This is a genomic window from Streptomyces sp. NPDC048604 (assembly GCF_043199435.1).
Classification (GTDB): domain Bacteria; phylum Actinomycetota; class Actinomycetes; order Streptomycetales; family Streptomycetaceae; genus Streptomyces.
In genome coordinates, this window is the sequence record NZ_JBICVX010000002.1 from 360,488 (window position 1) to 372,495 (window position 12,008).

General features: G+C 70.4%; 14 protein-coding genes. 11 read left to right on the forward strand and 3 right to left on the reverse strand.

Going from position 1 to position 12,008, the window contains the following annotated elements:
- Positions 1-49: 49 nt before the first annotated feature.
- Positions 50-1,261, forward strand: a complete 1,212-nt coding sequence (locus tag ACGFMM_RS05525; RefSeq protein ID WP_393643392.1) for an FAD-dependent monooxygenase — start codon at positions 50-52, stop codon at positions 1,259-1,261.
- Positions 1,262-1,273: 12 nt separating this feature from the next.
- On the opposite strand, the gene ACGFMM_RS05530 is transcribed toward ACGFMM_RS05525, so the two are convergent.
- Both ACGFMM_RS05530 and ACGFMM_RS05535 read right to left on the reverse strand, forming a co-directional pair.
- On the reverse strand, positions 1,274-1,783 hold the full coding sequence (locus ACGFMM_RS05530; RefSeq protein WP_393643394.1) for a GNAT family N-acetyltransferase: 510 nt from the start codon (positions 1,781-1,783) through the stop codon (positions 1,274-1,276).
- The gene (locus ACGFMM_RS05535; RefSeq protein ID WP_393643396.1) at positions 1,774-2,751 is read right to left on the reverse strand and encodes an XRE family transcriptional regulator; all 978 of its coding nucleotides are present in this window, start codon (positions 2,749-2,751) and stop codon (positions 1,774-1,776) included. The genes ACGFMM_RS05530 and ACGFMM_RS05535 overlap by 10 nt, the downstream gene beginning before the upstream one ends.
- A gap of 425 nt (positions 2,752-3,176) precedes the next feature.
- Here ACGFMM_RS05535 and ACGFMM_RS05540 point away from each other — a divergent pair, with 425 nt between their 5' ends.
- The 8 genes from ACGFMM_RS05540 to ACGFMM_RS05575 all read left to right on the forward strand — a co-directional run bounded on the left by ACGFMM_RS05540 (position 3,177) and on the right by ACGFMM_RS05575 (position 8,847).
- Positions 3,177-3,575: a hypothetical protein gene (locus ACGFMM_RS05540; protein WP_393643398.1), complete on the forward strand. Its 399-nt coding sequence runs from the start codon at positions 3,177-3,179 to the stop codon at positions 3,573-3,575.
- A gap of 110 nt (positions 3,576-3,685) precedes the next feature.
- Positions 3,686-4,270 carry a hypothetical protein gene (locus ACGFMM_RS05545; protein WP_393643399.1) on the forward strand — a complete coding sequence of 195 codons (585 nt, stop codon included), beginning with the start codon at positions 3,686-3,688 and terminating at the stop codon, positions 4,268-4,270.
- Positions 4,186-5,091: a hypothetical protein gene (locus ACGFMM_RS05550; protein WP_393643401.1), complete on the forward strand. Its 906-nt coding sequence runs from the start codon at positions 4,186-4,188 to the stop codon at positions 5,089-5,091. The genes ACGFMM_RS05545 and ACGFMM_RS05550 overlap by 85 nt, the downstream gene beginning before the upstream one ends.
- Positions 5,088-5,594 (forward strand): GNAT family N-acetyltransferase, encoded by a 507-nt coding sequence (locus ACGFMM_RS05555; protein WP_393643403.1) that lies wholly within the window; start codon positions 5,088-5,090, stop codon positions 5,592-5,594. The genes ACGFMM_RS05550 and ACGFMM_RS05555 overlap by 4 nt, the downstream gene beginning before the upstream one ends.
- Entirely contained in the window at positions 5,542-6,165 is a 624-nt protein-coding gene (locus ACGFMM_RS05560) for a DUF6624 domain-containing protein (protein ID WP_393643405.1), read from the forward strand. The genes ACGFMM_RS05555 and ACGFMM_RS05560 overlap by 53 nt, the downstream gene beginning before the upstream one ends.
- Positions 6,166-6,175: 10 nt before the next feature.
- A complete protein-coding gene (locus ACGFMM_RS05565; protein ID WP_393643406.1) occupies positions 6,176-6,685 on the forward strand; it encodes a MarR family winged helix-turn-helix transcriptional regulator in 510 nt (169 codons plus the stop codon).
- 43 nt (positions 6,686-6,728) lie between these two features.
- Positions 6,729-7,061 carry a DUF3817 domain-containing protein gene (locus tag ACGFMM_RS05570; RefSeq protein WP_393643408.1) on the forward strand — a complete coding sequence of 111 codons (333 nt, stop codon included), beginning with the start codon at positions 6,729-6,731 and terminating at the stop codon, positions 7,059-7,061.
- An 85-nt stretch (positions 7,062-7,146) separates the two neighbouring features.
- Complete coding sequence (locus tag ACGFMM_RS05575; protein ID WP_393643410.1) at positions 7,147-8,847, forward strand: methylmalonyl-CoA mutase; 1,701 nt, start codon at positions 7,147-7,149, stop codon at positions 8,845-8,847.
- A 72-nt stretch (positions 8,848-8,919) separates the two neighbouring features.
- Here ACGFMM_RS05575 and ACGFMM_RS05580 read toward each other — a convergent pair whose 3' ends face one another.
- On the reverse strand, positions 8,920-9,546 hold the full coding sequence (locus ACGFMM_RS05580; RefSeq protein ID WP_393643412.1) for a TetR/AcrR family transcriptional regulator: 627 nt from the start codon (positions 9,544-9,546) through the stop codon (positions 8,920-8,922).
- Between the two features lie 242 nt (positions 9,547-9,788).
- Between ACGFMM_RS05580 and ACGFMM_RS05585 the strand changes: the two genes are divergently transcribed.
- Both ACGFMM_RS05585 and ACGFMM_RS05590 read left to right on the forward strand, forming a co-directional pair.
- Positions 9,789-10,754 carry a tetratricopeptide repeat protein gene (locus ACGFMM_RS05585; RefSeq protein WP_393643414.1) on the forward strand — a complete coding sequence of 322 codons (966 nt, stop codon included), beginning with the start codon at positions 9,789-9,791 and terminating at the stop codon, positions 10,752-10,754.
- Positions 10,755-11,326: 572 nt separating this feature from the next.
- Positions 11,327-11,977 (forward strand): DUF6230 family protein, encoded by a 651-nt coding sequence (locus tag ACGFMM_RS05590; RefSeq protein WP_393643415.1) that lies wholly within the window; start codon positions 11,327-11,329, stop codon positions 11,975-11,977.
- Positions 11,978-12,008: the final 31 nt, after the last annotated feature.

Below are 12,008 nucleotides of genomic sequence, written 5' to 3' on the forward strand. Positions count from 1 at the left end.
CGATTTACGCCCTTGCATAGAGCAACGCGTACGCCGTACATTCGGCTCCATGCAGACCAACGAGATACTCATCTGCGGTGCCGGCGTAGCGGGCCCCGCCCTGGCGTACTGGCTACGCAAGGCCGGCTTCACGGTCACGATCGTGGAGCGCGCGCCCGCCCCCCGGCCGGGCGGGCAGACGGTGGATCTGCGTGGCGCCGGCCGCACGGTGATCGAGCGAATGGGCCTGATGGACCGGGCCAGGGCGGAGAGCGTGGACCAGCGCGGCCTCGCCCTCGTCGACGCCTCCGGCCGCACCACCGCCCGGCTGCCCGCCGACGCGTTCGGCGGCGAGGGGATCGTCTCCGAGATCGAGATCCTCCGCGGCGACCTCGCGCGCATGCTGTACGAGGCCACGCTGCCGGACACGGAGTACGTCTTCGACGACACCATCACCGCGGTCGAGCAGCACGCGGACGGGGTCACCGTCACCTTCGAGCGGGCCGCGCCCCGCCGGTTCGATCTGGTCGTCGGCGCCGACGGGCCGCACTCCGTGGTGCGCGGGCTGGCCTTCGGCCCGGAGCGGGAGTTCGTCCACCCGCTCGGCCTCTACACCACCTGGTTCACCGCCGAGGCCGACCTGGACCTCGACGGCTGGTACCTGATGCACAACGCTCCCGGCGGCCTGGTCGCCTCGGCAAGACCGGGCCGCGCCCCCGGCGAGATCAAGGCCGGCCTCAGCTTCCGCTCGCCGCCCCTCGCGTACGACCGCCACGACATCGCCGCCCAGAAGGAACTCGTCGCCCGGCGGTTCGCGGGAGCCGGCTGGGAGACCCCGCGCCTGCTGCGGGCGATGCGCACCGCCCCCGACTTCTTCCTCGACTCCATGGGCCAGGTCCGCCTCGACCGCTGGTCGCGCGGCCGCGTGGCACTGCTGGGCGACGCCGGATACTGCGCGACCCCGCTCACCGGCCTGGGCACCAGCCTGGCCCTGGTCGGCGCCTACGTCCTGGCCGGCGAACTCGCCGCCGCCGCAGGCGACCACCACGTCGCCTTCCGCCGCTACGACGAGGTGATGCGTCCCTACGTGACCCAGGCCCAGGAACTCCCCCCGGGCGGCGCCGCGGGCTACGCCCCCTCGGGCCGGCTCGGCATCCGCCTGCGCGACCTCTCCATGCGCCAGATGACCCGCTGGCCCATGCGCAACATCCTCGCCGCCCAGTTCGCCAAGGCCGGCGACATAACCCTCCCGGACTACCCCCTCACCGCCGCGGCACGCTGAGCCCTCCGGTCGTCAGTTCAGCACCGTACGGACCATCACCGCGTACACGGGGGAGTCGTCCGAGGGCCTGGCCTCGTCCCGCTTCTCGTACCCCCACTTCTCGTACAGCGCCTGCACCCTGGGGTGGCCGGAGTCGACGAGCAGCGTCACGAAGTCGACGTCGAGGGACCGGACCAACGCGTCGTGGATCTGCCGCGCCCGCCCGGTGCCCTGCCACTCGGGCACCACCATCAGCTCGGACAGGGCGAAGATCCGGCCTCTCACATCCCCGGGCCGCGCCGTGCCCTTCCACCAGCCGCCCGGTTTGAACGCCGACCCGTACGCGTAACCGACCGGCCCGCCGTACTCCCACCCCGAGACGCACGACCAGTCCTCACGCCCCGACCACAGGTCGACGAAGTACGAGAACCGTTCGCGCGAGTGGAACGGGTCGGGATCGTCCGCGTACACCTCGTCATGTATGTCCAGGAGCAAGGAGCGAACGTCCTGCGCGTCGGCGTGCGTGTACCACTTCAGATCCATCGGCGTGACTCCTCGATCCAGCTCACGACCTCGGGCGCGTTCGTGCCCGTGGCCGCGACCACCTGGCGGGTTCTGGCGAGCGTGTTCGCCGTGCGCTGCGACCCGGGCGCGGAAGCCGACATCGCGGCGGCGCGCCTTCCGGTCGCGCAGGCCAGCTCCACCTCCCCCTGCCTCGCCTGGCAGAGCGAAAGATGCGCCGTGTACAGCGCCTTGTTGCGGACCTTGTCGCCGGGGAGCGCGGCGAGAGTGCGGTGAAGACAGAACTCTGCCCGCTCGTGCTGCCCGAGCGCCGTCCACAGGTAGGACGACAGCGCGTCGAACTCGGCCACGTCGTAGAACGCGATCCACGCCGACGGCTGCTCGCCCCGGGCCCGCTCGAAGGACTTCTCCGCGAGGTTCACGGCCCGCAGCGACTCGCTGGGCAGACGCAGCCTGGCCAGGGCGTTGGCATGGCGCATATGCCCCAGCGACGCGTACAGCGGGTCACGCCGGGCGACGGACGATCGCTTCATCACCTCCGCGCCGGCCGCCGCCTCGGCGTGATCCTCCCGCTGGCTGAAGGAGAGCATCAGATGGTCCCAGACCCGGTACATGGTCTCGCTGTCGCGCGCGAGGCCCGCGAGGGTCAGGGCCTTGTCCAGGTGGGCGCGTGCGCGCCGGGGAGCGCTCGAGTCGATGGCGGCGAACGCCGCCAGGCACGTGATCTCGGAGGCCAGTCGGTACATCTGGCGTCGAACGTGTTCCGAGGCGCCGGCGTCGGTGAGCGAGGACTGCACCTGGACCGCGAGCTCGACGGCGCGGCTCTCGATCCGTGCCGCTCCGCCGAGCCGGGAGTCGTCGTGCAGCAGTCCGGTGTACTCCCGGTGGAACCGGTCCGCATCGGACTGTCCCAGGCGCGAACGTCGTACCGGGGCGGCAGCGGCGACGGCGGAGCCGGTCGCCGCGACAAGAAAGGTTCGTCGGTGCACTGGGTCCTCCGCTGGTGCGGCGGTACGAGGTGGATCGAACCCTAAAGCCGCGACGGGGCGTCCGAACACCGCTTCCAGCGCGGCGCAGGTGCGACCGATGGGCCTGCGAGTGCTCCCGCTGAGCAGATTCCGCACCGTACGTGCGGACACGTCGCCCGGCCTGCCGCAGAGCTCTTCGATCGCGACGTTCATCCGAGACGCCAATTCGTCCTGAGTGAGCCCGAGTTCGTGCATCCGGTGCTTGAGGATGACGTTCGCTGCCATGCGGCAGAACGTAGCCCGGGCCGTACGGCGCGAACAGCCGCCGAGTCATGGGCGGGCAAAGTTTTCCGGCCGGACGCAGGCAATCCGACGGCAACTCTTCCTGTCGGCCGCCGTCTCACGGCCGTTGACTGGTGACTCGCCACTCGGAGAGGAGCACCACCATGTCCCACACCACCATCGAGCGCCGCGAACTCGGCCGCTTCCTGGCCATCGCCGGGCAGCGATTCGAGAACGGTGAATCCCCGGCCGAGATGTTCTCGCCGGCCGTGGACGCCGCCTGGCACCACTTGCTCGACACCGCCGAGTACGCGGCGTTCAGTACCGACCACGCCGGGGCCGTCCTGGGCCACCGCGAGGTGAAGGGGGCCGGTCCGATCGCCTGGGTGGCCACGTACGAGGAGACGTACGGGCCGCTGCCGGAGATCTGGTTCACCGACGCCGCAGGCGTCCTCGACACAGTCGGGTTCGCCCGATATCGCGACACCGGGAAGGTCGTGGCCGAGTGGGACTGCTCTCCCACCAGCGGGGACGGCGACGACGCCGTACCGGGCAGTCGGTGAAGCTCACGCGCACCGGCGGAGCGTCCCGGCCGACTGCCGGGGCGCTCCACCTCGTCGAGGCCGGCGTCACCAGGCCGCGGTCCATCGACGTCGCCGGATATCTGCAGCAGATGACGGTGCACTGCCCTTACCTGGCCCCCTCCCTCCGGCAGGGCCTGACCTCCTGGACCGTCTACCGGACCGCCGGCGAAGCGGACGCCGTCGAGGCGGAGTTGTTCCACGCAGGGGTCCACGCGGCCGAACGCCTACGCCGCTCGATTCATCGGCCTCGCGGGTCCCTCCGGTGCGAGAACGTCGTCATCCTGGGCGAAGTCCCCGGCATCCGCATCCGCGAACTCATGGCGTGGCCACACTGGGTTCTCAAGCACCTGTACGGGCCCGTCGGGGTCATGTTCGGCAAGTTCTGTGCGGGGGAGGAGGAGCGCACACGGAGTGGTGAACGCATCCCGGTCTCCCCGGTGTCGTTCATCCCCGTGCGAGCCGCCGTCCCCCGACGCGACCCGGAGTTCCTCCGCGCGACGCCCGACCTTGCCGCCGCGCTCGCCGTGGCCGAGGAGGACGGCCGCGACGTGTTTCAGCACATCCCTCACGACTGGACGGAGATCCGCACATGGGCGAAGCGCTTCCTCCCCCTGGTGAAGCCGTCGAACTCCTCAGGGTCCACGTCGGCGAGGCCGTCACTGCCCGGCTCCTGAGCGACCGGCGCGGTTCGCGGGCCTGGAAGATCCAGGGCTCCCGGGGCGCTGTCGCGCTGAAGGCGAACGACCCCGGCGACGCCGCCTCACGCGACAAGGCCGCGGAGATGGCCCAGGAGGACGAGCACCTCGCCCGCCTCACCGAGGCGGGCGTGCTCAACCCCGGCTACCGGGTCGCAGCCGGTTCCTGCGAAGGCGGCCGGTGGCTCGCGGTCCGCTGGGTAGACGGTGCTCCGACGTGGCGGGCGTTCGCCCTCGCCCGTGGTCCCGAAGGCGACCGGCCAGCGGTCCGCTCGTGGCTTCTGGGCGTCGCCCGGACCTGGGCCGCACAGCTGGCACGGATGCATGCCGCCGGATGGGCGCACGCCGACGTCCAGCCCACCAATACGCTGATCACGAACACCGGCGGCGCGGTGGTCGTCGACTACGCCTTGGCCTGCGGTCCCGGCAACGTGCCGCGGCTGCCGTACCGGGGCGCACTCACCCACACCACGGCGCCCGAGATCGCGGACGCCGTTCTGTCCACCACCAAAGACACGCACATCCAGGCCGAGCCGCCCGCGGATGTCTGGGGTCTGGGGGCGTCCTTGTACTGGTGCTGGACCGGGCATCGGCCCGTCGCCTACGAGAACGACGCGGACCGGCTCGACAAGCTGCGGGCAGTCGCGAAAGGCGCCACCCTCGCGGTGCGGGACACCCGGCCGTGGCCGTTCCCCGAGTTCGAGGACGCGATCGCCGCATGTCTGTCCCCGTCCCCGGAGGACCGACCCACGGTGCAGGCCCTCGCCTCGGTCCTCACCCCCGCGAAGGGCACCTCGTGACCGCGCTCCGTGCCCTGACCCGGGCCGACGCCCCGGCCGTCCGCCGTATCTACAGCGGCGCAGCGGTCACGCATCTGATGCGGCCCGAGATGACCCCGCCGGAGGCCGATCGGTATGTGCGGCAGGCGGGGGAGTGGGCGGCAGCCGACCCGGTCGTGCAGTACATCCTCGGGGTGGACGACGGCGGGGACCTGCTCGGCGTGGTCAAGCTCGGCCGCCGCCCCGGGGCTCACGGGCGGCTGGGTTACGTCTTCCGTGACGACAACTGGGGACGCGGCCACGCGACCGAGGCCGTACGGCAGCTCGTGGCCTTCGCTTTCACGGCCGTCGGCCTCGACTCCCTCGGCGCGAAGCACCGTCCCGACAACCCCGCCTCGGGCAGAGTTCTGGAAAAGGCCGGATTCACCCGCCTCGGGGCGGGCGACGGGTTCGTCCACCACAGACTCGACCGTGCCCCCATGCCGGTCCTCACGATCGGAGATCACGACGTACCGGGAACCTGAGGACACTGTCGCCTCCTGTGACGTACCGGACCTCGCCGCAGACCTCCGACGCCGCGCCGAGGCCGACCGGCGGGCGCGCAACGAGCTGCTCCGGACCGGCCGGCCGGGCGATCTGTTCGAGGTCGACGCCGAGAACACCATGTGGCTCAAGGCGATCGTCGCCGAGCACGGCTGGCCCGGCGTCGCGCTGGTGGGTGAGCAGGGCGCCGACGACGCCTGGCTCCTTGTGCAGCACGCCGACCGCGACCCCGAGTTTCAGCTTGAGGCTCTGGAACTGCTGCAGATTGCGGTGGACGCTCATGACGCCCCCGCTCGGCACCTCGCCTGTCTCACCGATCGCGTCCTGGTGGCCTTCGACCAGCCCCAGCTCTACGGCACGCAGTACACGGGCGAGGGCGCAGGCATGCACCTCCTGCCCGTGCACGACCCTGAGCGCCTGGACGAGCGCCGTGCGAGCGCGGGGCTGGAGACGGCTGCCTCCTACGACCGGAGGATGCGAGCGAAGTATCAAGGCTCGAGCCTTCGTACCGAGGGCCGAGACGGTGCTGACCGCCATATGACCAGTCGGTAAGGTCTTGGGCGTGCCGAAGCCGCTCAGTCTCCCGTTCGACCCCATCGCCCGAGCCGACGAGCTCTGGCAGAAGCGGTGGGGGCCGGTGCCCTCGATGGCCGCGATCACGTCGATCATGCGGGCGCATCAGATCCTGCTCGCCGAGGTCGACGCCGTGGTGAAGCCGTACGGGCTGACCTTCGCGCGGTACGAGGCGCTGGTGCTGCTCACCTTCTCCAAGGCCGGCGAGCTGCCGATGTCGAAGATCGGGGAGCGGCTCATGGTGCATCCCACGTCGGTGACCAACACCGTGGACCGGCTCGTGAAGTCCGGGCTCGTCGACAAGCGGCCCAACCCCAACGACGGACGCGGCACGCTGGCGTCGATCACCGAGAAGGGGCGCGAGGTCGTCGAGGCGGCGACGCGGGACCTGATGGGGATGGACTTCGGCCTCGGCGCGTACGACGCCGAGGAGTGCGGCGAGATCTTCGCCCTGCTGCGGCCCCTCCGGGTCGCGGCGCACGACTTCGACGAGTCCTGACCCGCGCGAAGATCGCCCGGTACGTGCCGTTACCCTCGAAGCCATGAAATCCAGCGTGCTGACCCGCTACCGCGTCATGGCGTACGTGACCGCCGTCATGCTCCTCGTGCTCTGCACGTGCATGGTCTTCAAGTACGGCTTCGACACGGGCGAGGACGTGACCTTCATGGTCTCCCAGGCCCATGGCGTGCTGTACATCATCTATCTCGTCTTCGCCTTCGACCTGGGCTCCAAGGCCAAGTGGTCCTTCGGACGGCTGCTGTGGGTGCTGCTGTCCGGGACGATCCCGTTCGCCGCGTTCTTCGTCGAGCGCAAGGTCGTCCGTGACACGCTTCCGCTGGTCAGCGGCGTGCAGCCGGAGCCGGTCAAGGCCTGACCGGCGGGCCGGTCCGAACCCCCGTGCGGATTCGCACGGGGGTTTGCCATCGACATTTACTAGGACGTCCTAGTAAATTCGAAGCATGGACGCTGACGCCATCGAGGAAGGCCGCCGACGCTGGCAGGCCCGTTACGACAAGGCCCGCAAGCGAGACGCGGACTTCACCACGCTCTCCGGGGACCCGGTCGAGCCGGTCTACGGGCCCCGGCCCGGCGACACGTACGAGGGGTTCGAGCGGATCGGCTGGCCGGGCGAGTACCCCTTCACCCGGGGTCTGCACGCCACCGGCTACCGCGGCCGGACCTGGACCATCCGCCAGTTCGCCGGCTTCGGCAACGCCGAGCAGACCAACGAGCGGTACAAGATGATCCTGGCCGCCGGCGGCGGCGGGCTCTCGGTCGCCTTCGACATGCCCACGCTCATGGGCCGCGACTCCGACGACCCGAAGGCGCTCGGAGAGGTCGGCCACTGCGGTGTCGCCATCGACTCCGCCGCCGACATGGAGGTGCTGTTCAAGGACATTCCGCTCGGGGATGTCACCACCTCCATGACCATCTCCGGGCCCGCCGTGCCGGTCTTCTGCATGTACCTCGTCGCCGCCGAGCGGCAGGGCGTCGACCCCGCCGTCCTCAACGGCACCCTGCAGACGGACATCTTCAAGGAGTACATCGCGCAGAAGGAGTGGCTCTTCCAGCCCGAGCCGCACCTCCGCCTCATCGGTGACCTGATGGAGCACTGCGCTGCCGGGATTCCCGCCTACAAGCCGCTCTCCGTGTCCGGCTACCACATCCGCGAGGCCGGGGCCACGGCCGCGCAGGAGCTCGCGTACACCCTCGCCGACGGCTTCGGGTACGTGGAGCTGGGCCTGTCCCGCGGGCTCGACGTCGACGTGTTCGCGCCGGGTCTCTCCTTCTTCTTCGACGCGCACCTCGACTTCTTCGAGGAGATCGCCAAGTTCCGCGCCGCGCGCCGGATCTGGGCGCGCTGGATGCGGGACGTGTACGGGGCCAAGACCGACAAGGCCCAGTGGCTGCGCTTCCACACCCAGACCGCCGGCGTCTCGCTCACCGCCCAGCAGCCGTACAACAACGTCGTGCGGACCGCCGTGGAGGCCCTGTCCGCCGTCCTCGGCGGCACCAACTCCCTCCACACCAACGCCCTCGACGAGACCCTCGCGCTCCCCAGCGCGCAGGCCGCCGAGATCGCGCTGCGCACCCAGCAGGTGCTGATGGAGGAGACCGGCGTCGCCAACGTCGCGGACCCGCTGGGCGGTTCGTGGTACGTCGAGCAGCTCACCGACCGGATCGAGGCCGACGCCGAGAAGATCTTCGAGCAGATCAAGGAGCGCGGACGGCGCGCCCACCCGGACGGGCAGCACCCGATCGGTCCGATCACCTCCGGCATCCTGCGGGGCATCGAGGACGGCTGGTTCACCGGCGAGATCGCCGAGTCCGCCTTCCGCTACCAGCAGGCCCTGGAGAAGGGCGAGAAGCGGGTCGTCGGCGTCAACGTGCACCACGGCTCGGTCACCGGCGACCTGGAGATCCTGCGGGTCAGCCACGAGGTCGAGTGGGAGCAGGTCCGCGTCCTCGGCGAGCGCAAGGGTCGCCGCGACGACGCCGAGGTGCGCGCCTCGCTCGACGCGATGCTCGCGGCCGCGCGGGACGGCTCCAACATGATCGGCCCGATGCTGGACGCGGTCCGCGCCGAGGCCACGCTCGGCGAGATCTGCGACGCGCTGCGGGACGAGTGGGGCGTCTACACCGAGCCCCCGGGCTTCTAGAGCCTGCGCAGCGAAGGAGGGGCGGTACGGGCCTGATGCCCGTACCGCCCCTCCCTTTCGTCGCTCCGTCTCCTACCGCTCCGCCGCCGCGCTCAGCCCGCCCAGCAGCAGGGCCGAGAGCCGCTTCACCCAGTCCCCGTCCACCGGTTCCGCGCTCACCAGCGCCCGGTGCACCACCGCGCCCGCCACCACGTCGAAGATCAGCGCGTCGGTGGCCGCGACCGCCGCCGGCTCGCGGTCGACGGGCAGTTCGCCGCGTTCCTGGGCGCGCTGGCGGCCCTCCAGGACCAGCCGCTTCTGGCGGTCGACGATCGAGGTGCGGATGCGTTCGCGCAGCGGTTCGTCGCGGGTGGACTCGGCGACCACCGCCATCAGCGCGGTCTTGGTCTCCGGCCGCTCCAGGAGGGCGGCGAACTGGACGACCACGTTCTCGATGTCGGCCTGCAGGGAACCCAGGTCGGGCAGTTCGAGTTCATCGAAGAGGACGGCGACGGCGTCGACGACGAGTTCGTTCTTGTTGGCCCAGCGCCGGTACAGGGTGGTCTTGGCGACGCCGGCCCGCGTCGCCACGTCGCCCATCGTGAGCTTGGACCAGCCCAGCTCGACCAGCGCCGCCCGTGTCGCGTCCAGGATCGCCAGATCGGCCTCGGCGGAGCGAGGGCGTCCGGTACGGCTGCGGGAGGTGGTGCGGCGACACATGCAGGCGACCATACCCGCCAGTAGGTTGACCGGCCCCGGTCGTGGAGTGTGAGGCGGTTCACCCCCCGCTCCTTCCCGTACCCCCCGCCGTGGCATTACGCTACGACCCGTAGCGAAAGGGCTGAGCGGCCCCCGCGACAACCACAGCACCGGGTGGGGACCCGGTGCGCACGCATGTACAGCACGACAACTGAATGGCCATGGCTTTCCGGTTACGCGCGCGGAAGGGGGAGGATGTACCCATGCAGCCTAGGAACATGTCCATGAACGGCGTCGTCGACCTCGCCGCGGTGAAGGCGGCCGGCGAGGCCAAGGTCAAGGCGGAGCAGGCGCGGGCCGAGTCGGCGCGCAGCGGCGGCGGCGGAGCCGTCGCCCCCTCCGCCCTGGTGATCGACGTCGACGAGGCGGGCTTCGAGCGCGACGTCCTGCAGCGCTCCTCCGAGGTCCCGGTCGTCATCGACTTCTGGGCCGAGTGGTGCGAGCCCTGCAAGCAGCTCGGCCCCCTGCTCGAGCGCCTCGCGATCGCATACAACGGGCGCTTCGTCCTCGCCAAGGTGGACGTCGACGCCAACCAGATGCTGATGCAGCAGTTCGGGATCCAGGGGATTCCGGCCGTTTTCGCGGTGGTCGCCGGTCAGGCGCTGCCGCTCTTCCAGGGCGCCGCGCCCGAGGCGCAGATCCGCGCCACCCTCGACCAGCTGATCCAGGTCGGCGAGGAGCGCTTCGGTCTGACCGGGCTCGTCGTGGACGGGGAGGCCGGCGAGGGCGATGTCGCCGAGGTTCCGGCCGGTCCGTACGACGCGCTGCTCTCGGCCGCCGTCTCCGCGCTGGACTCGGGCGACCTGGGCGGCGCGATCCAGGCGTACCGGAACGTGCTGGCCGACGACCCGGGCAACCCGGAGGCCAAGCTGGGCCTCGCGCAGGCCGAACTGCTCGCCCGCGTCCAGGGGCTGGACCCCCAGCAGGTGCGCAAGAACGCCGCGGACAACCCCAAGGACGTGACGGCGCAGATCGCCGCCGCCGACCTCGATCTGGTGGGCGGCCATGTGCAGGACGCCTTCGGGCGCCTGGTGGACGCCGTGCGCGTCACCGCCGGCGAGGACCGGGACGCGGCCCGGCTGCGGCTGCTCGAACTCTTCGAGGTCATCGGCGCCGACGATCCGCGGGTGACGGCGGCCCGACAGGCGCTCGCCCGGGTCCTGTTCTGACCCTTCGCCCCCGTCGATTTGGCGACAGAGCGATGTGACACGGCCGCGCTTTACCAAAACTTGGTAATCGCGGCCGCTGTTACTCGTAGTAAATCGAACCCTGATTTCTGTCCGGATTGTTCCGGAGTTCCTCTCCTTTGTCGGGCGACTTGACGGCACCCTGTGTACCCGCCCGACGGCGTGCTGTCGTGGCGTGGTTATCCAGCCGTTACTAGCGAGTAACGAACCCTCTTGTGCCCCGGGCCGGAATGGACCACGATCGGCCACGCTCGGTCCTCTCCACACCAGCCCGGCACCCAACCGGGATCGCGGAGAGGGTCCCCACCGAGTGGACCGACGGCGGCGCCGTGGGTCGTGGACAGGGGGGTTCCTGCTCTTGCCGGCAGGGCCTGTCCAGCGGTTGCGCGCAAGGCGTGGCCAGTGGTTGTCGCTCGGGGGTGATCGCCGGTGATTCGGACGCGCGTCGCGCCTGAAGTTACGGCGCTCTCCTTCCCGAGGACGTAGCACTTCTCCCATCCCAGGACGGGCCCTGGGCCCATCCGGAGATGTACGTCCGAGAAGGAGGAATTCTCATGAAGTCCCAGGTTCGTGGCGGGACCAGATGGAAGCGGTTCGCCGTCGTCATGGTGCCGAGCGTGGCCGCGACGGCCGCGATCGGCGTCGGCCTGGCTCAGGGCGCGCTCGCCGCGTCCTTCAGCATCTCCGGCCAGGAGTTCAAGGTTAAGGCCGACAGCCTCGTCGGCAACGACTTCGTCCAGTACGGCAGCATCGCCAGCGGCAAGACCCTCGAGGGCAAGCCGTTCGCGGAGCCGGTCGGTGTCTCGGGCTTCTCCGAGGCCTGGATCACCAACATGTGCCAGTCCGTGGTGACCCCGAACGTCCCGTTCATCGGCAACGTCAGCCTCGAGCTGCGCGCCGGTACCGAGGGCGCGAAGGACCCGAACAAGCGGGTCTACGCCAAGGACATCTACCTGGACGTCTCGTCGCTGAAGGCGGACGCCGAGTTCGGCAACATCGACATCGGCGTGGCCGCGGGCTCCCTGAAGGACCCGGGCATTCAGCCGGGCACCCAGGCCAACCCGTACGGCTTCTCGCAGCGTGCCAAGACGGCCAAGCTGGACAACGTGGAGCAGAAGGCGTGGGCGACCACCGCCGGCACCTTCCGCCTCCCGGACCTCAGCCTGAAGCTGCACAAGGGCACCAAGGAGTGCTTCACCGAGTAGTAGTACTCGGCCGGTGGGCGGGGTCGTGCAG